Here is an 18635-nt window from a genome sequence, read left to right as displayed (position 1 = left end):
TTTTGACACAAAAACGTTACAAAATATGTCTCTTTCTTAAAATAATTCCAGCCAATATAACAATATTAAAATGGCTTTAATAACAACTACATAAAACAGATCATGATTGATACAACAACTTCAATCATAAAGGAGCTCTTGTATGGGAAATATTCCATTAGACGTTAAAACAGAAAGTGATGTTGATAAAAAAACACGCCTAAGACGCGTTGCTGCGGCAACGGTTGTCGGCTCAATGCTAGAGTGGTATGACTTTTACCTCTATGCAATGATGGCATCTATCGTATTTTCAAAAATATTTTTTAACCCCAATGATGAAAATGCCATGATCAAATCGATTGCAACATTTACGATTGGCTTCTTAGCAAGACCTATTGGCGGCATTATGTTTGGATGGTTTGGAGATCGATTTGGTCGTAAGCGTATGATGATCATTACCTTCTATCTCATGGGAATTTGTACCGTTGCCATTGGTTTAACGCCATCATATCTTACAATCGGTGTTTGGGCTTCTGTGATTCTTATTTTCTTGAGAATCTGCCAAGGTATTGCCGCAGGTGCTGAGCTTGCAGCTGCCGTTGTAACCTCTTATGAGCATGCAGATCCTAAACGTCGTGGTAGCCAAAGCGCATGGCCGGCATTAGGTTTAAACTTAGGGTTACTCCTCTCATCATTAACTATCTACCTCTTAAGCCTTGGTGGAGATCAATTCTTAATTGATGGCGGTTGGAGAATTCCTTTTATCATGAGTTTTGCTTTAGTACTTGTGGGAGTGTGGGTGCGTAGCCGTTTACCTGAAACTCCAGAGTTTACTAAAACCTCTAAAAAAGAGCAGAAATCTACGGTTTCTAAATCGATCTTTAAAGAGCTTTTTACAGAACATAAACGCAGCTTAATTGTCGTATTCTTTGTTGCGGCAGGTTATGTTGCATTAAGCTATATCTTTAAAACATTCTCTATCGCTTACCTCACACAATTTAAAGATTCTCCTGCCAAAGTTTCTTCTTTAGCTGTGACTATTGCTAGTTTATTTGCGATTTTTGTAGTTCCAATTTCCGGTCGTCTGTGTGATGATTTTGGTAGTAAAAAAGTGATCTTAGTTGGCGGCGTGATCTCTTTAATCTTTGCCTATCCATTCATGGCACTTCTTGAAACAGGGCAAAGCATCTGGATCTGCGTTGCTATTGGGATTGGTACAGGTTTCCTTGCTCCCCTCATGTTCGCCGCTCAAGGTTCTTTCTTAAGTCGTCAGTTCCCTGTCCATGTCCGCGCCACCGGTATTGGAATTGCGCGTGAAATCGGGACAGCGATTGCCGGTGGTTTTGCGCCATTACTTGCGCTTTCACTGGTACAAAACTCTCCGACAAATTCGATCACAGGTGTTGTTATCATCTTAACTATTGCTGCTGCTATTGTGATTATTTCCGCATTAAGTGATCAGGGTAAACGCTTCACAACAGCTATTAACTAATAGCCTTAATAGATCAAATCAATGATCTGTTAAAAATACAAAAAGCCACTTTTTAAAAGTGGCTTTTTTATCGATTTTTTCTATTACTTTCTTGTTATTAAATTTTAGACAATATTATTTTTTAATAAAATTGTCTCTTAACATCCCAAAAAACTCATCTCCACGACCATCAATAATCGCTTTTGCCCCATAAAGCGCCATATTGCTATAATTTGAAGGCGTGGTATGAGGCGGGAAAATCAGCTCAAATCGACTTGTATGCACATCTAAAATCGCCGGACCTTCATGTTTTAAAAACTGCTGAACAGTTGCTTCTAAATCATGAGAATTTGTCACTCTAAATCCCTTCATACCAATCGCATCGGCCATTTTAGAGAAATCAGGATTTTCTAAATCCGTATAGTTATCCACGATTCCCTCGACTTTCATCTCTAATTCGACAAAGTCTAAGGTCCCATTATTTAAAACAACAACTTTTACCGGCAATTTTTCCTGAACAATCGTTAAAAGATCTCCCATCAACATCGTTAATCCCCCATCCCCAGATAAAGAGATAATTTGGCGATTCGGGTAAGCTTTTTGTAGTCCAATTGCTTGTGGCATCGCATTTGCCATCGTGCCATGCTTCATTGAAAAAAGCGTTCGACGTTGACCATTTGTTTTAAAATGGCGTAATCCCCAAACCATCGCAGATCCTCCATCGCCTGTTAAGATAGCGTCGTGATCTGCATATTGGCTTAAAAGCTCTGTTAAATATTGCGGATGAATTAATGTTGCACTATCAGCAATCGCTTTCTTGCTCATCTCTGCACAACTTTCTTGATACATTTTTTGATATGTCTGTAAAAAATGAGTATCTGTTTTAGCAGTAATATGCGGCATTAATGCTTGTAATGTCTCTTTGATATTACCGATTACGCCGAGATCGACAACATGGCGTAAACCTAATTTTTTAGCATCAATATCAATCTGAATAATGTTGGCATCTTTAGGATAAAATTGAGGCCAAGCAAAATCAGCCCCTAAAATTAAGAGTGTGTCACAATGATCAATCATCTGATAACCAGATTTATGCCCAAGCATCCCTGTCATCCCGATATCATAAGGATTATCTGCTTCTAAAAAATCTTTCGCTCTTGAAGTATGCACTAAAGGTGCTTGAAGCAGCTGGCATAAGGCGATGACTTCTTCCTTAGCTTCAGCCGCACCAATGCCGGCAAAGATACCAACCTTCGCCCCACGATTTAAGAAATTAGCCACTCGCAATAGCTCGGCATCTGTCGGTCTAATTAAGGGTTTTTCCGGTTGATATTGCTGCATAATTGGCGCATCTTCAATTTCTGAGGCACTTATATCAGAAGGCACAATCACCACCGCAACACCATTTTCATTTAGTGCCGCTTGGCAAGCACTCATCACGACACGCTTCGCTTCTGCGGCTGTTTTAATCTCTTCACAAAACACCGAACATGTTTGGTAAATAGGCTTATAATCCACCTCTTGAGGGAAGTTTGTGCCTAAAACGTTAATCGGTAACTGACTGGCAATTAAAACGACCGGGGAACCATTTCGATGGCTTTCAAACAATCCATTAATAAAGTGTAAGCTACCAGGCCCGCAAGATCCTGCGCAAGCTGTTAAATTTCGTGTCATAAAGGCTTCAGCACCCGCGGCAAAACCGCCCACCTCTTCATGGCGCATATGCACCCATTCAATATTTGTATGATGATGCATCGCATTAGTTACCTCATTTAAAGTATCACCGACAACACCATAACAACGTTTTACCCCAAAATTTTCTAATGTCTCAACAATGATCTGAGCAACTTTCTTCTTAGACATACCATACCCCTATAAGTTATTGATTATATAAGTTAGTGTATGTATCTATATTCCATTTAGGCTAGTTTAAATTTTAAATTATTTTTTATAATCTCTTTCGTTTTTAATATCTATAGCGCCTGACAACTCTTTTTAACCCTCAAAATATTGTGTATTAAACGCCTATCAATCATCAAAAACTTACATGCAACAAAAGAAGCCGAGGCCCCTTAAAATAGAGAGATCGGCTATTGTATCTATTAAATTAATAAAACCTTTTATCTAAAGAGATTTTTAACTAAAGACGTATAAATTGATCATCCCAATCATTTACCCATCAATATGCAAATTGATGGAAGTTATTAGACTTTATTTACATTTTTATAACATTATTTCTTTAAAAAATTATCTTTAAGCATCTCAAAAAAGGTTCCACCTTCGCCTCCAATCATTGATTTTGCCGCATAAAGAGACATATTTTCAAAGTTAGAAGGCGTTGCATGCGGGGGAAATATCAATTCTAAACGGCTAGTATGAACATCCAAAATCGCGGGGCCTTCATGGGCTAAAAAAGCTTTTACCGCTGCTTCTAACTCATGAGAGCCTTTGGCTGAAAATCCCTTCATCCCAATCGCATCGGCCATTTTTGCAAAATCTGGATTATGCAGATCAGTATAGCTATTGACCATTCCATCTGCTTTCATCTCTAATTCGACAAAGTCTAACGCGCCATTATTAACAATCACAACCTTAACAGGCAGTTTCTCTTGGACTAATGTTAAAAGATCCCCCATTAACATCGTCAATCCCCCATCTCCGGAGAGGGAGATCACTTGACGATGAGGATAGGCTTTTTGTAATCCAATCGCTTGCGGCATCGCATTTGCCATCGTGCCATGTTTTAACGAAATTAAGGTTCGGCGCTTGCCATTTGTTTGAAAATGACGTAACAACCAAACGGTTGAAGACCCCCCATCAGCCGTTGCTAGCGCATCATCATCTGCATACTCATTAAGTAATTCCACTAGATATTGAGGGTGAATAAGTTTCTCACTATCTGCCACCGCTTTTTGATCTAGTCTTGCCATACATTTCTCACGCAAAGAGACATATTTATCTAAAAATACCGTTGATGTTTTTGACTTAATATGAGGAAGTAAAGCGGTTAATGTCGGTTTAATCTGCCCTATTACCCCTAATTCAATAGCGTGGCGTATTCCTAGTTTTTTAGCATCAATGTCGACCTGAATAATTTTGGCATGCTTGGGATAAAACTGTGACCACGCAAAGTCAGCCCCTAAAATAATGAGCGTATCACAATGCTCAATCATCTCATATCCAGACTTAATTCCCATCATTCCTGTCATGCCCACATTATACGGGTTATGGCCTTCTACAAAATCTTTCCCCCTTGAAGTATGAGCGATAGGAGCTTTTAACTTCTCCGCTAGTGCAATGAGCTCTGCATGTGCCCCTTCACAGCCTGCACCGGCATAGATCCCTACCTTTTCTCCTTGATTTAAAATCTCCGCCATTTTTAAAAGCTCGCTCTCAATAGGCAAAACTAAAGGAGATTTAGGCTGATATTGTTGCATTATCGGAAGATCTTCTACCTCTGTAGCACTAATATCTGAAGGTAAAATCACCACCGCAACCCCTTTTTCGGTTAATGCCGCCTGACAGGCACTCATCACAATTCGTTTTGCTTCCTGAGGATTTGTCACCTCTTCACAAAAGACAGAGCAGCCTTGATAAATCGGCTTATAATCCACTTCTTGCGGAAAGTTTGTCCCTAATACACTCGTCGGTAATTGGCTCGCAATCAGCACAACAGGCGCGCCATTGCGATGGCTCTCAAATAAGCCATTAATAAAATGTAGACTTCCAGGACCACAAGATCCCGCGCAGGCTGTTAAATTCTTGGTCATAAAGGATTCAGCACCGGCGGCAAATCCCCCGACTTCTTCATGGCGGACATGGACCCATTCGATCTGACTATGATGATGCATCGCATCTGTCACATCATTTAAGGTATCTCCCACAACGCCATAACAGCGCTTTACGCCAAAATGTTCTAAAGCTTCTACGACAATTTGTGCGACTTTTTTCTTTGACATAAGCATCCTTGCCTCTTTCTCATTTTATGAATATTGCCTCATAAAAAAATGCTGAAATCCCCTTATAACTTCCGGGAAATCAGCATTTTCAATGACTTATTAAAACTATTTTTTCAAAAAGTTATCTTTTAACATATCGAAAAAGGTATGCCCTTCTCCCCCTAAAATCGCTTTAGCCCCATAGAGCGCCATATTTTCATAATTACTAAACTCCGTATGCGGCGGCCATACTAACTCTAAGCGACTTACATGGACATCTAATAAGGCAGGACCTTCACAGCTTAAAAAGGTTTTTAAAGTTGCTTCTAACTCATGCGATCCTTTCACTGTAAAACCCTTTATCCCAACAGCCTCAGCCACTTTACCAAAATCAGGGTTATGCAGATCTGTGTAACTATTAACTAAGCCTTCGGCCTTCATCTCTAATTCTACAAAGTCTAATGTTCCATTATTTAATACCACCACTTTTACCGGCAATTTCTCTTGAACTAATGTTAAAAGATCCCCCATTAACATCGCAAGACCGCCATCCCCAGACATGGAGATCACTTGCCTATTTGGATAAGCTTTTTGTAAGCCTATCGCTTGTGGCATCGCATTTGCCATCGTGCCATGCTTCATCGAGAGTAATGTCCGGCGCTCACCATTTGTTTGAAAATGACGTAAAATCCAAGCCATAGCAGATCCGGTATCGCCAGTAATCATGGCATCTTTATCGGCATATTGGCTTAAAAGCTCAGTTAAATATTGGGGATGAATAAGATCTTCACTGCCGGCAATGGCTTTTTGATCGAGTTTTGCCATCGCTTTTTGATGCATCAAAACATACTTATCTAAAAATTCTGTCGAAGATTTAGCCGTCAAATGCGGGAATAATGCCTTTAATGTCTCTTTAATATTCCCGATAACCCCTAACTCAATAGCATGACGTAATCCTAATTTTTTAGCATCAATATCAATTTGAATTATTTTGGCATGTTTTGGGTAAAACTGAGACCATGCAAAATCTGCCCCTAAAATAATGAGCGTATCGCAATTTTCAAGCATCTCATAACCTGATTTTACCCCGAGCATTCCGGTCATACCAACATTGTAGGGATTATTTCCTTCTACAAAATCTTTCGCTCTTGAGGTATGTGCCATCGGTGCTTTTAATATTTTACACAGCTCAATCACTTCAGCATGCGCGCCTTCACAGCCAGCCCCAGCATAAACACCTACTTTTGAGCCTTCATTTAAAATTTTAGCTATCGCCAAAACCTCTTCATCTACAGGTCTTATTAAAGGTGCTTTGGGTTGGTACTGCTGCATAATCGGCAGATCTTCTACTTCGGTTGCACTAATATCTGAGGGTAAAATCACCACCGCAACCCCTTTTTCAGCTAAAGCTGCCTGACAGGCACTCATCACAATCCGCTTTGCTTCCTGAGGATTTGTCACCTCTTCACAAAAGACTGAACAAGTCTTATAGATCGGCATATAATCCACTTCTTGCGGAAAATTTGTCCCTAAAACATTGGTCGGCAATTGACTTGCAATGAGTACCACCGGCGCGCCATTACGATGACTTTCAAATAACCCATTAATAAAATGCAGACTTCCAGGCCCACAAGATCCCGCGCAGGCTGTTAAATTCTTGGTCATAAAGGATTCAGCGCCCGCGGCAAATCCTCCTGCCTCTTCATGGCGCATATGCACCCACTCAATCTGGCTGTGATGCCGCATTGCGTCGGTCACATCATTGAGCGTATCCCCCACAACACCGTAGCAGCGTTTTACACCATAATTCTCAAGCGCTTCAACAACAATTCTTGCAACCTTCTTCTTAGACATAAACTTCTCCAGATAGATAATGAGTGGCAGATACTTTTAACTTCATGCCTTCATATTAATATATAAATAATTATATATAAATGTATATATTCATATAAATTACGGCACAATTTGATATTGATTCTCTAAGAAGATAATAATAATCTTCCTAAACTTTCTTACTTCTTCATAAAACTACGCTAAGGTTTTTAAAGCCGCAATAAGATCTAATGGGGTCATTGCGTAATCATTCATGTTTAACCTTATTGAGGCGATGGAATGCGCTAATACCCCCTGAATTGCTGCATCTATTGGCAGATATCCTTGTCCAAGCAAGGCTGTGATCATTCCCGCTAGTACATCCCCGCTTCCCCCTTTAGCTAAATAATTGGTACCCAAAGTTGAAACATAAAGAAAGCCCCCTTGTGCGATCAACGTATTTGCTCCCTTTAACACTAAAACTACCGGAAATTCTTGAGTAAATTTACGCGCAAGTGCAAAACGATTTTGCTGAATCTCGGCAATTGTATAATTGCCTAATCCTACTAAATCCAAAAGAGCGCTAAATTCCTTTGGGTGTGGCGTTAAAATAAGATCCTTTTTCTCTTTAATAAGAGGGAGCAATGCTTTATGCGTAAAAAGATCCGCATCAATAACTATGGGATAATCTCTCAGTTTAGGAATATCGATCTCTTTATTGCCAAGCCCCATACCGGCCGCGACAGCGGTTGTTTTAGGGGAGATCTCTGACATTTGCATAATCTCAAACGGTTTATCCCCATCCCCCACAAGTGCCGTAATTCCTGCCCCAAAAGCCATCGCTGCTTTTGCTGCTAAAATACTAGCGCCTGATTGATCCCCCTTAATAATGCTAACAAAACCATAACTTCCCTTATGTGAATCATGATGATCGCGGTGAGGAAGTTTTAAATCTTTTAGTTCTAAAAGATAGCTCGCTGTTTCTCTCTCATAAAGGTGACGGGATATACCAAGATCTGCCACAATAACCTCTCCGATAAAATCCTTCATATCATCGAAAAACAGTCTCTCCTTTAAAGCTCCCATCGTCACAGTATAATCGGCTTTAATTGGATATTTAGGCATCCCTGTGGGTAGATCACAAGCAATCTTAATGCCTGGCGTCTCATTTAACATTGCGATGAGCTTTATTAAAAAAGGACTATACTCTCCCTTTTGAGAAGCGCCTAAAATCGCATCGATATAAATATCCGCGTCAAAACTCATCTTATCTAATAAGGGGGCATCAAGCTCTAAGAGAGTCACACCCACTTTTAAGGCGCGTCTTTTTTGTAGTAGTGCTAATGCTGTTTTTGCAGGAAATACTTCATACACAATCACATTAAAATCAGCCTGTAACATCCGTGCGAGCGCATATCCATCAGCCCCATTATTACCGGCACCACAAAATATTACGATCTTTGGTAAAGGCGGGATTTCTTCTCTTTTTTGATCAGTCAATTGTCTGACTAATTGCGAAATGCGATTTGCCGCATGCTCCATCATGATCTCTTGTGTCAGCTCATATTGTTCTCGCGCTAAATCATCTAAAGTTAGCGTTTCTTGAAATAATTTTTGCATTGATCTTCGATCCTTTGAGTCATCACTACTACCCCTTCATAATACCGATTAATAGACTTAATGATTTATTTATTATAGTTAATGGCCGCTTTTTCTCACTCCGCTCTATCCATCTCTTTTGAAGATGGATGAAATTATATTGGTAAATTATCATTACCAATATAATTTACTCTTAGAACTCATTAAGTTAGAAGATAAAGAATAGTAATTGCCCCTCATTTTTAATGTATCAATGCTAAAAATGAGTATTTATATTGCTTTTAGTCATCTTAAGACTTCTCTTCTTTTAAAGAATTATCTGCCAAAATCTCTCTTTAGGTACTATTAAAAAATAGAGATCTTCTCGCTATTTATATCCATAATGCTTATTAATTTAGCATTATTAATGATGTTTTGTATAGTTATCACCCACAAAAAAGCCGATCTTAAGATCGGCTTTAAAATTATCATAGAGATAGCAAATGATATTACTCTTTAGAATTCTCTTTTCTAGAAGACCAGTAAGTTGCCAATAAGGGGCCTGAAATATTATGCCAAAAACTAAAAATGGCACTAGGCACTGCCGTTACAGGATCCAGTGCAAAATGTGTTTTTGCAAGAGCAACGCCTAACCCTGAATTTTGCATCCCCACTTCAATCGCAACCGCTTTTGAATCACTGTAATTAAGTTTAATAACTTTCGCCGCCCAAAATCCTAATAGATATCCAAGGGCATTATGTAAAATTACCACTGCAAAAATTAGTAAGCCTGATTCAATAATCGATTGCTTACTACCACTAACCACAGCTGCCACAATTAACACAATGGCGATCACCGAAACTAAAGGAAGCGCCTCTGTCGCTTTCTCAATCGTTGATTTAAAGATCATTCGTAATACAACCCCTAAAGCAATTGGCAATAACACCATTTTGATAACAGAGCCAAACATCGCACTCATTGAGATATCGATCCATTGGCTTGCTAAAAGATAGAAAATTGCCGGCGTTAAAAAGGGTGCTAATAAGGTTGAAACAGATGTACAAGCGACAGAAAGCGCGACATTTCCCTTTGCTAAATAGGTCATCACGTTCGATGCGGTGCCGCCCGGGCATGATCCCACTAAAATAACCCCCACAGCAATTGCCGGTGGAAGTGAAAACGCGATCGATAACCCATAAGCCAGTAAAGGCATAATTAAAAACTGAGCAACAACCCCTAAAATTACCGCTTTAGGGTGTTTTAACATTTCACTAAAGTCAGAGACTTTTAACGTCATCCCCATCCCTAACATCACAATTCCAAGTAACCAAGGGACATAAGGCCCGATCACTTTAAAGGTATCTGGAGCAAAAAAAGCAAGGGCTGCAAATAGTAATACCCAAAGGGCAAATGTTTTCCCAACAAACTGGCTCAGACGAATCAATGTCTGCATGAAATTTCTCCTCTATTTTCATAACAAATAATCTCTAATAATGCTCACTTGCAGTGAAATAGATTTTGTCCATTGATGTTTAATATCTTCCAATAAAAGGGGTGTTTTTATTCTCTTTATCAAATTAAACATCTTTGAAAGATGAGCCATTATCGAGCGTAGCATATTTCCCAACATCCGCTCATCTTTTTCATGCTAAAAAAGTGATCTGCACAATTTATGATGCTTTTTGTTGCGATTTTAAAATCGCCATCACCACGCTACTTGCCTTATTTTCTGTCTCTTCAATTTCACTAGTTGCTATTGAATCTGCCACAATTCCGGCACCTGCTTGTACTTTAGCGATTCCCTTTTGAACAAATGCCGAGCGAATCACGATTGCACTATCAAATCGATCGCCATGCATTGTCCCCTGAATATAACCAATGGCGCCGCCATAACTGCCTCTTGCTTCTGTTTCATAGCGATAGATCTCCTCCATTGCATAAACCTTAGGAGCACCGGTTAAAGTTCCCATATTCATTACTGCTAAATAAGCATCTATGGGTGATAATCCGGCTTTTAAAGTTCCAGCAACTCGAGAGACTAAATGCATAACATAACGGTAACGATCAATTTTCATAAGCTCTTTCACATGAACTGAGCCTACTTCAGAGATTTGAAAGAGATCTTCTTTAGCTAAATCAACTAACATCATATGTTCAGAGACTTCTTTCTTATCTGATTTTAATAATCCTTCCATCTCTTGATCAAGCGTTCCATCAATCTCCCCATCAATCATCCCCCTCTTTTTAGTGCCGGCAATAGGATAAAGCTCAAGCTCACGATTTTCCGGAGAATATTTCAAAGCCGATTCTGGCGATGCGCCAAAGAGCGTAAAATCCTCATCATGAAGATAAAAGAGATAAGGGCTAGGATAAGCCGTTTTAAGCGCATAATAACTGGCAAAAGGATCTGTGCATGGCAAGGTAAATGCTCGTGATGGCACGATCTGTAATAGTTTGCCGGCATTAATCTGCTCAATAAACTGATTTACCGCTGCCGTAAATCCTTTCGTATCGGGAACATTCACCCCATTTTTAGCACTAACAATCGGCATCTCTACTTTAACTTGTGGATAACTTTGTTGATAAGGTTGCGAAGAAGACTGTGGAGAGGATGAGGATAATAAAGAAGATTTATCCGAGGCTGTAGCGACTGATTCTGTGGATAACTCTGAGGATATTGTGGGGAAAATATGATCCTCTTCTTGATTTAAGCGATTAACTAAGGCCTCATAAGCCTCTGCTTGCCTATTAAATGAACGGTAAGCTTCCATACGAGAGTTACTAAGTGCATCAAGATAAAGGTGTTCATAAGTCCCTCTTTTAGCCTTGTGGTCTAACACAATCATCTCTTCAGAAAAATAGAGGCAAAGATCTTGCGCCCGCCCTTTTTCAGGAATAGGGACTTGGTAAAACTCCCCTACTAAATCATAGCCAAATAACCCTCCAATAAAAGGATCAAACTCTGGATTTTTTAAACTTAAAAGAGGATCTAATATCGTTAAAACACCCCGAGGATAACGGCTTTTATCACTCTCAAAACGAAAAGTTGCTACCAACTCATCATCAGTCAGTAACGCACTTGGTAGTGCATTTTTTAAAAAAGATAAAAGATATTGCCCTATTAAACTCGTTGCCGTCACTGTGACAACATCTTTTAATGCGGTAATACGCAAAGAGACTTTAGTCACGAGCATACTCTTTAAGGCTGTTTGATCATCTGTTCTTGCTGATTCAAAGAGCATACCATGAGCTTTTTTCTCTCCTTGAATAATCGCTTTAAAAAGCTTAAATGGTTCAAAATCAATGCTGATCTCACGGCTAATAGTGAATATCTCTGATCTTTTAAATATAACCTCTGACATTTTCTCCCTCTCTTTTCATATTGCCGCAATATTGAGGGTGAAAAAAAAGCCCGCATATTGCGGGCTCTTCACTTTTGGTCACTGCTTACTTTTCTATTTTCCACTCAAGTACAGTGATTGCCCGCTCAAAAATGCGCGTAACCACCAACGACGAATAATGCGAACAGATAACATGGCAATCATAGATTGATCCTATCAATAAAAAAGTAAAACAAGCGAATTCTCTAATAACTATTTTTTGAGAACTCTAAAGATCGAGAAATAGTGCAAAACTTTAAAAAGCCTTGATAGATCCACTACATAAGTTCTTTTTTTATCGTGACTGATTAGAATCAAGATAAAAAAGAACCCTGATCTTTTAGAAATTCTTAGGATATAATTTGCATGGTTTTTGGAGGAAGTCAACAAATTTTTATTTCTAAAAGTCAGGGCCAAGAGCAGAAACTACTAAAATAACAACTTAACTGTGTGAAAATTTAAGGATAAATCCAATAAAAACTATTTAAGTCCTTCAAGAACTTCATTTGCTTGGATTTCCATACTCATCAAACCATTGCCTGATAAGTACCAAAGTGTTGGATCAAGATAAACAACCTTAATCTCTTTACCATCTTTGGTTTTTGCATTTGCAACGATATCTTTAGTAAATGCCGTCACATCTAATGGTTCTTGACCAATTGCTGAACTTCTATCGACGATAAAAAGAACATCTGGTTGAACTTCATTAAGATATGCCGCATCTACCGCCTGACGACCTTCAATAGGCTCAGTTACCGCATTTTTAACGCCTAAGAAATTATGGATATATTTCCCATGACCACCTGCAGGCGCTGCAAAGACATTGCCGGCATTGTGCATCATTGTTAATGCGCGTTTATCGCTCGTTGCGATCTCTTTTTTCACAGCATCTAATTTGCTATTTAATTCTTTAAGCGAGCTATTAGCGGCATCTTCAGCATCTACTAATTTAGCTAACTCTAAAATGTTTTGGGTCACAGATGCATAATAATCATCTGCATTTGCAGCAAAGTTTAAAACAGGCGCATATTGACTTAATTCATCAACTCGACCACCAAGACGGGGGGAGATAACGATAAAGCCTGGTTTAATTTCAGCATAAAGTTCCACATTAGGATCCTTCATACCGCCACCATCTTTCATCTTTGCCGTATCAACATTACCTAAATACTTTGGAAGATTTTTCATAGGTAATGCCACAATCGCATCTGTTTTATCAAGTGCGACTAATGTGTCAACAGCACCAAAGTCCATCACAACACCACTTGCTGATTCAGCTGGGTTTGCTAAAGATAAACTCATCATTAGAGGTAATACAAGCATGCTACGTTTTAACAAAGTTTTCATCAAAGCTCTCTCTTTAATCAAAATGTTTATGACAAAATCGATAAAATAATTATCGTTATCTTATATACTTTTATTTCACTTTAAGCGAATGATAATCATAATTGCTATCATCACGATTAAGATGAAGTGTACCACCCAATGTTTCAGTTCTCAATTGAACTTTAATCTCTGTTGAGAATCATTATTATTAGATACTTTATTTCATTTGTCTACTCTTTTTGAAAAAAAGATTTTATTTTTATAAAAACATTGCAAATTCAACTAGATAAAATGATCCCTATCCTCTTTATGCTAGCTTTTTTTTAAAAAACAGGTCTGAAATTTCTTGAAATCGATAATACTTATTTTAAACATAAGTTGATTTTGCATAAAAAAGAGAGCATTTTTTGAAGAAAAGTTGATTCGACTTCAGAGATACTATTTAAAAAAGACTCTAAGATAAACAATAAATGCCTTTTCTTGCGATCCCTTTATTTTTATATAATGCGATTATTGTAAGATAGAGTCTTATTAACGATAAAAGATCAGAGGAAACTCTATGCTAATCATATTCAGTGGATTATCAGGCGTTGGCAAAAGTACCATTGCAAAAAAATTAGCAAGTACCATTAAAGCAACATATCTACGAGTCGATACCATTGAGCAGTCTCTTCGCCGCCAATTCCCACAAAAAAAGATCGGACCTGAAGGATATTTAATCCTCTATGAACTTGCAAGAGAGAATCTGCAACAAGGCAGTACTGTTATCACGGATTCCGTGAATGAATTTCGTTTCATTCGAGATGATTACCGCAATATCGCCCAATCATTAGCACTTCCTTTTTTAGAGATAGAGGTTATCTGCTCAGACCAAAAAAAGCACCGATTACAAGCTGAAAATAGAATTCCCGATATTGAAGGTCTTACGCCGCCTAGTTGGCAAGCGATTAATAATAGGTCCTATGAAACATGGGATAGAGCCCCTCTTCAACTTGATACCGCCTTTTTATCAGTAGAGCAATCTCTTACACAGATCTTACAAGAGATAGCGATCATTCAGTATCCATAGCATTTCCACATAGTTATTCACGGCTTTATAAACAGCGTTATCCACAGATTAAATTATATTTCCCATTCTGCTATTCTAGTGCTAAGATATTGCAAATTTTTGAGAACATAAAAACTGATCAATAAGGAGAGCCATCATGGGACAGGTAAAAATAGTTACTAATCACCGCTCTTTTTATTTAATGAATAACCGACACTAGTCGGTTTTTTTTTGGAAAAAATTACAAGAAAGAAAAAATAATGACAAAACCAATTATTGCCCTCGATTTTCCAAACTACCTTGAAACCAAGGCTTTTTTGGAAATGATGCCAAGAGAAGAAGAGCTTTATATTAAGATCGGTATGGAGCTTTTTTATAATGAAGGCCCCATGTTAGTAGAGACGTTAAAAGCAAGAGGCTATGAAGTTTTCTTAGATTTAAAACTCTATGATATTCCTAATACCGTTAAGAGCGCCATGATTGGTCTTGCAAAAATGGGCGTTGATATGGTGAACGTTCACGCTGCTGGCGGTAAACGTATGATGGAAGAAGCTCTTGAAGGCTTAGAAATTGGGAGCGGAAACTCAAAACGTCCTCGTTTAATTGCCGTCACGCAATTAACAAGCATGAGCGAGCAGGAGATGCAGCAAGAACAAAACATCCAAACAAGCCTGTTAGAGTCTGTTATTCACTATAGTAAGATGACAAATAACTCAGGTCTTGATGGAGTTGTTTGTTCTGCGCTTGAAGCTAAAATGGTGAAAGAAAATACACGCGAAAGCTTCCTGTGCGTCACACCAGGAATTCGCCTAGCTTCAGATGCTGCCGATGATCAAAGACGTATCATGACACCATTTGATGCGAAGAAAAATGGTTCTAGTTATATTGTGGTGGGACGCTCAATTACACAAGCAAAAGATCCACTACAAGCTTATTACACTGTTAAAGAAGAATGGGATAGAACACTATGATAAAACAAGACGTTGCCGAAGCACTCCTCTCTATTGATGCGGTTTCACTCTCGCCAAATGAGCCTTTTACATGGGCATCAGGGATTAAATCACCTATCTACTGCGATAATAGATTGATTGTGAGCTACCCTGAGGTTCGTAAGTTTATCTCTAAAAACCTCATAAAACTCATTCAAGAGAAATTCCCAGAAGCTGAAGTTATCGCAGGCACGGCAACCGCCGGAATTCCTCACGCTTCATGGGTGAGTGCGGTATTAGAAAAGCCAATGGTTTATGTGAGAAGTTCTCCTAAAAAACATGGTCGCGGCAATATGATCGAAGGGATCGTTAAACCAGGTCAAAAAGTGGTGATTGTGGAAGATTTAATCTCTACAGGCGGTAGCTCAATTACTTGTGCGCATGCGCTACGTGAAGCGGGTGCGGATGTAATTGGCGTTGCGGCAATCTTCTCTTATGAATTACCAATTGCTGCTGAAAACTTTGAAAAAGAGGGTCTACGTTACGCAACATTAAGTAATTACCCAGCGCTTCTTGAAACCGCTCTGGCTAAAAATATCATCAATGAAACTGAGCGTACAGCATTAACAGAGTGGAATAAAGATCCGGGTAATTGGGGTAAATAATCCATGTTACTGGAAATTGTAGAATATATTGTCAATATCCTTAACGCTTTCTCGGTGATTATTCTCCTTGTAGGTGCTGTAAAGGCTGCTTTTGATTTTATTAGAAATGAATTTTCTAAAGGCGATCACTTTGAAGTTGCCACTAAGAATAATGGAATCAAAATCTATCTAGGTTCCTACATTCTCTTAAGCTTAGAAGTTCTTATTGCTTCAGATATTATCGAAACAATAATGAATCCTTCAATCGAAGATATGCTTATTTTAGGAGGCATTGTTGTGATAAGAACGGCAATCTCTTACTTCTTAGGCAAAGAGATTGAAGCGGGAATGGCAGAGCGATCTAAAGAGGCCGAAAAAGAGTAGCTATCACAATCTTATTCAAACAATTTATAGGTCAAAAGGGTGTTCTCTTTGAACACTCTTTTTTTATAAACGCGCAATCCTCCCTAATAAACCTTTCGTAATATAGTATAGTGAAATCGGTTTAAAAGTGACCGAATCAGATTGTTTAAGATCATAGCTACTTTAATGAGGTTTTGATGTCAATCTCTCTTAATCTAAGATATTTTATAGAAAAATCTATTTTATAAACTCTCTCAAAGCCCTTGCTGATAAATCTTTGCTTATGAAAAATGTCCCTCTATTTCTCTTACTTGCTTTTATTGGCGGCTTTACTGATGCAAGCTCTTTTATTAACTTTGAGGTTTTTACTGGTCACTTAACTGGCAATAGTATTTTAAGTGCCATCTATCTTGTGCAACACAATATGCCGGTATTTTCGCTCTCAATAGTCTCATTAATCAGCTTTTTAATAGGGTCTATTAGTGGTGCGATTATCAGAATTAAACTCAAGCAGCGCTTTCTCAATAGTTTAACGCTCTTTTTAATCACACTCTTACTATTGATTACCGTTATCGTAAATCTGCATGCCGAAATTTATATATATAAGCTTATCGCGATTAGTTTAATTAGTATTGCGATGGGGATTCAAAATGGCTTTTTTAATCAATCCATGGGCGTTGGATCACATACTACCTATATTACCGGCATGACAACCTCACTCATTAGCGCATTAATCACCAAAACAAAAGATCCTACTAAGGCACATAATAATAAAATCATTTTACCGCTTTTAATAATCACCTTTATTCTAGGCGCTTTTGCCGGAGCGATGATCGCAACAAATAAAGGGTTAACAAGCTATATGGTAATTTTGGGTCTTTATGGATTTGCTTTAATTATCTGTTTTTTACAAGATTTCAGTCCCAAAGCATTGCCGTGACTTCTAGGGATCATTTAATTCCCCACTTTACCTTCTCATATAACACAATCAAACTTGCGATCAATAGCGCTATAGAGCCTGAAATCGAGGCTAGTGATAATGAGCTTGCCATCGCTTCAATAACGCTTGTGACAAGTGGTCCTAAAATCTGCCCAATACCATAAGTTAAGGTTACTAAACCCACTAAATTTAAGGTTTTAGGCACAATCAGTTTTCGGGCTAATGGCATTACTAGTGACGTTGTTCCCATAAAGGTTGCCCCAAGCCCAAAAGCACTTATCACTAATAACCATAAGGAATCACTAAAAATAGAGAGTAAAACAAATAGGCTTTGTGTTAAAAGATTCCAAAAAAGTGCTGATAAAACACCGATTTTCTTCTCTAGATAGAGCCAAAAATAACAGCTAAAAATCGCTCCTACTCCCACCAAAGACCATAAATGGGGTGTTAATTTGGATGCCGGTAAAGATTGCGCGATGACAGGTAAATACGTTGCGGTAATGATATAACCATATCCGGCAAAACCGTAAAGAATGATTAACGATACCCAAGAAATTTGTAATAACTTAAAAGGGGGATCTTTAACTTCTAAATCACTTTTTGCTATAGAGCTCTCCTTGTTATCGGAGTAATCATCATTAATCGGTGCATTAGGGTGATAGATTCCCACTTCGATTTTAGGATGACAAAAGATAATAAAGAGCGCAATCATCATGGCAAAAAGAGAGATATAAAACCAAATTTGTAAGGACGTATATTGCTTAATTAAGGCGATATTTACCAACTCATTACCTAATAATATCCCTAAGCCAACTCCTGAGAAGAAAGAGGCCGTCATAAAACTTGAAGAGAAATATTTTAAAACTGTAATGGCCCCAAAAATAATTGCTGCTGCACTACTAATACCCGCTAAAAAACGAATCATTAAAACACTTGGAAAGCTTGTTAGCACAGATAACAAAAAAAGCAGTAAAGCAGTTGAAAGTACACTTAATATTAAGGACTTTTTTAAATATTGTGGCCGATGAAAAAGCGAAAATGAAAATAATAACGCCCCAAAAAGATAACCAAAATAGTTACTACTTGCGATATAAGAGAGTGCTTTAAAATCAAAGATCCCTTCCTCTAAAATTACCGGCATCATACCGGTATAGAGAAATCGCCCTAATCCCATTCCTAACGTTAATATCGCAACACTAAATAGGTAATCCTTTACACGCATATCT

14 protein-coding genes are annotated in these 18635 nt (G+C 38.3%); 6 read left to right on the top strand and 8 right to left on the bottom strand.

Features of this window, described 5'->3' with window-relative positions:
- Nucleotides 1-142: 142 nt before the first annotated feature.
- Nucleotides 143-1471, top strand: coding sequence for an MFS transporter (locus tag MMG00_RS11535; RefSeq protein ID WP_242148467.1), 1329 nt, complete (start codon nucleotides 143-145; stop codon nucleotides 1469-1471).
- Between the two features lie 114 nt (nucleotides 1472-1585).
- On the opposite strand, the gene MMG00_RS11530 is transcribed toward MMG00_RS11535, so the two are convergent.
- From MMG00_RS11530 to MMG00_RS11500, 7 genes are all read right to left on the bottom strand, one after another.
- The gene (locus tag MMG00_RS11530; RefSeq protein ID WP_242148462.1) at nucleotides 1586-3313 is read right to left on the bottom strand and encodes a thiamine pyrophosphate-dependent enzyme; all 1728 of its coding nucleotides are present in this window, start codon (nucleotides 3311-3313) and stop codon (nucleotides 1586-1588) included.
- A gap of 368 nt (nucleotides 3314-3681) precedes the next feature.
- Nucleotides 3682-5409 (bottom strand): thiamine pyrophosphate-dependent enzyme, encoded by a 1728-nt coding sequence (locus tag MMG00_RS11525; protein ID WP_242148456.1) that lies wholly within the window; start codon nucleotides 5407-5409, stop codon nucleotides 3682-3684.
- 105 nt (nucleotides 5410-5514) lie between these two features.
- Complete coding sequence (locus MMG00_RS11520) at nucleotides 5515-7242, bottom strand: thiamine pyrophosphate-dependent enzyme (RefSeq protein ID WP_242148452.1); 1728 nt, start codon at nucleotides 7240-7242, stop codon at nucleotides 5515-5517.
- A gap of 174 nt (nucleotides 7243-7416) precedes the next feature.
- Nucleotides 7417-8820: an NAD(P)H-hydrate epimerase gene (locus MMG00_RS11515; protein ID WP_242148450.1), complete on the bottom strand. Its 1404-nt coding sequence runs from the start codon at nucleotides 8818-8820 to the stop codon at nucleotides 7417-7419.
- A gap of 467 nt (nucleotides 8821-9287) precedes the next feature.
- Nucleotides 9288-10232, bottom strand: coding sequence for a bile acid:sodium symporter family protein (locus MMG00_RS11510; protein ID WP_242148448.1), 945 nt, complete (start codon nucleotides 10230-10232; stop codon nucleotides 9288-9290).
- Nucleotides 10233-10449: 217 nt separating this feature from the next.
- Nucleotides 10450-12141, bottom strand: coding sequence for an anthranilate synthase component 1 (locus tag MMG00_RS11505; RefSeq protein WP_242148446.1), 1692 nt, complete (start codon nucleotides 12139-12141; stop codon nucleotides 10450-10452).
- 498 nt (nucleotides 12142-12639) lie between these two features.
- Nucleotides 12640-13506: an ABC transporter substrate-binding protein gene (locus tag MMG00_RS11500; RefSeq protein WP_242148444.1), complete on the bottom strand. Its 867-nt coding sequence runs from the start codon at nucleotides 13504-13506 to the stop codon at nucleotides 12640-12642.
- Nucleotides 13507-14044: 538 nt separating this feature from the next.
- Between MMG00_RS11500 and MMG00_RS11495 the strand changes: the two genes are divergently transcribed.
- From MMG00_RS11495 to MMG00_RS11475, 5 genes are all read left to right on the top strand, one after another.
- A complete protein-coding gene (locus tag MMG00_RS11495; protein ID WP_242148442.1) occupies nucleotides 14045-14554 on the top strand; it encodes a P-loop nucleotide/nucleoside kinase family protein in 510 nt (169 codons plus the stop codon).
- Between the two features lie 239 nt (nucleotides 14555-14793).
- Nucleotides 14794-15504 (top strand): orotidine-5'-phosphate decarboxylase, encoded by a 711-nt coding sequence (pyrF, locus tag MMG00_RS11490; protein ID WP_242148440.1) that lies wholly within the window; start codon nucleotides 14794-14796, stop codon nucleotides 15502-15504.
- Nucleotides 15501-16127 carry an orotate phosphoribosyltransferase gene (pyrE, locus tag MMG00_RS11485; protein WP_270049305.1) on the top strand — a complete coding sequence of 209 codons (627 nt, stop codon included), beginning with the start codon at nucleotides 15501-15503 and terminating at the stop codon, nucleotides 16125-16127. Before pyrF ends, pyrE begins: the two co-directional genes overlap by 4 nt.
- A 3-nt stretch (nucleotides 16128-16130) precedes the next feature.
- A complete protein-coding gene (locus MMG00_RS11480; protein ID WP_242148438.1) occupies nucleotides 16131-16490 on the top strand; it encodes a DUF1622 domain-containing protein in 360 nt (119 codons plus the stop codon).
- Nucleotides 16491-16752: 262 nt separating this feature from the next.
- Nucleotides 16753-17409: a YoaK family protein gene (locus MMG00_RS11475; RefSeq protein WP_242148436.1), complete on the top strand. Its 657-nt coding sequence runs from the start codon at nucleotides 16753-16755 to the stop codon at nucleotides 17407-17409.
- 10 nt (nucleotides 17410-17419) lie between these two features.
- Here the strand turns inward: MMG00_RS11475 and MMG00_RS11470 are convergent, their stop codons facing one another.
- Nucleotides 17420-18631 carry a YbfB/YjiJ family MFS transporter gene (locus MMG00_RS11470; protein WP_242148434.1) on the bottom strand — a complete coding sequence of 404 codons (1212 nt, stop codon included), beginning with the start codon at nucleotides 18629-18631 and terminating at the stop codon, nucleotides 17420-17422.
- Nucleotides 18632-18635 lie beyond the last annotated feature (4 nt).

Source organism: Ignatzschineria rhizosphaerae (assembly GCF_022655595.1).
In the GTDB taxonomy this organism is placed as follows: Bacteria; Pseudomonadota; Gammaproteobacteria; order Cardiobacteriales; family Wohlfahrtiimonadaceae; genus Ignatzschineria; species Ignatzschineria rhizosphaerae.
The sequence above is the reverse complement of the archived record's forward strand: the minus strand, read 5'-3'. Positions and strand labels throughout refer to the sequence as shown.

What these genes read in the sequence shown, in the direction of transcription:
- MMG00_RS11535 (WP_242148467.1), top strand. Translation starts at nt 143, where the DNA reads ATGGGAAATATTCCATTAGACGTTAAAACAGAAAGTGATGTTGATAAA.
- MMG00_RS11530 (WP_242148462.1), bottom strand. Translation starts at nt 3,313, where the DNA reads ATGTCTAAGAAGAAAGTTGCTCAGATCATTGTTGAGACATTAGAAAAT.
- MMG00_RS11525 (WP_242148456.1), bottom strand. Translation starts at nt 5,409, where the DNA reads ATGTCAAAGAAAAAAGTCGCACAAATTGTCGTAGAAGCTTTAGAACAT.
- MMG00_RS11520 (WP_242148452.1), bottom strand. Translation starts at nt 7,242, where the DNA reads ATGTCTAAGAAGAAGGTTGCAAGAATTGTTGTTGAAGCGCTTGAGAAT.
- MMG00_RS11515 (WP_242148450.1), bottom strand. Translation starts at nt 8,820, where the DNA reads ATGCAAAAATTATTTCAAGAAACGCTAACTTTAGATGATTTAGCGCGA.
- MMG00_RS11510 (WP_242148448.1), bottom strand. Translation starts at nt 10,232, where the DNA reads ATGCAGACATTGATTCGTCTGAGCCAGTTTGTTGGGAAAACATTTGCC.
- MMG00_RS11505 (WP_242148446.1), bottom strand. Translation starts at nt 12,141, where the DNA reads ATGTCAGAGGTTATATTTAAAAGATCAGAGATATTCACTATTAGCCGT.
- MMG00_RS11500 (WP_242148444.1), bottom strand. Translation starts at nt 13,506, where the DNA reads ATGAAAACTTTGTTAAAACGTAGCATGCTTGTATTACCTCTAATGATG.
- MMG00_RS11495 (WP_242148442.1), top strand. Translation starts at nt 14,045, where the DNA reads ATGCTAATCATATTCAGTGGATTATCAGGCGTTGGCAAAAGTACCATT.
- pyrF (WP_242148440.1), top strand. Translation starts at nt 14,794, where the DNA reads ATGACAAAACCAATTATTGCCCTCGATTTTCCAAACTACCTTGAAACC.
- pyrE (WP_270049305.1), top strand. Translation starts at nt 15,501, where the DNA reads ATGATAAAACAAGACGTTGCCGAAGCACTCCTCTCTATTGATGCGGTT.
- MMG00_RS11480 (WP_242148438.1), top strand. Translation starts at nt 16,131, where the DNA reads ATGTTACTGGAAATTGTAGAATATATTGTCAATATCCTTAACGCTTTC.
- MMG00_RS11475 (WP_242148436.1), top strand. Translation starts at nt 16,753, where the DNA reads ATGAAAAATGTCCCTCTATTTCTCTTACTTGCTTTTATTGGCGGCTTT.
- MMG00_RS11470 (WP_242148434.1), bottom strand. Translation starts at nt 18,631, where the DNA reads ATGCGTGTAAAGGATTACCTATTTAGTGTTGCGATATTAACGTTAGGA.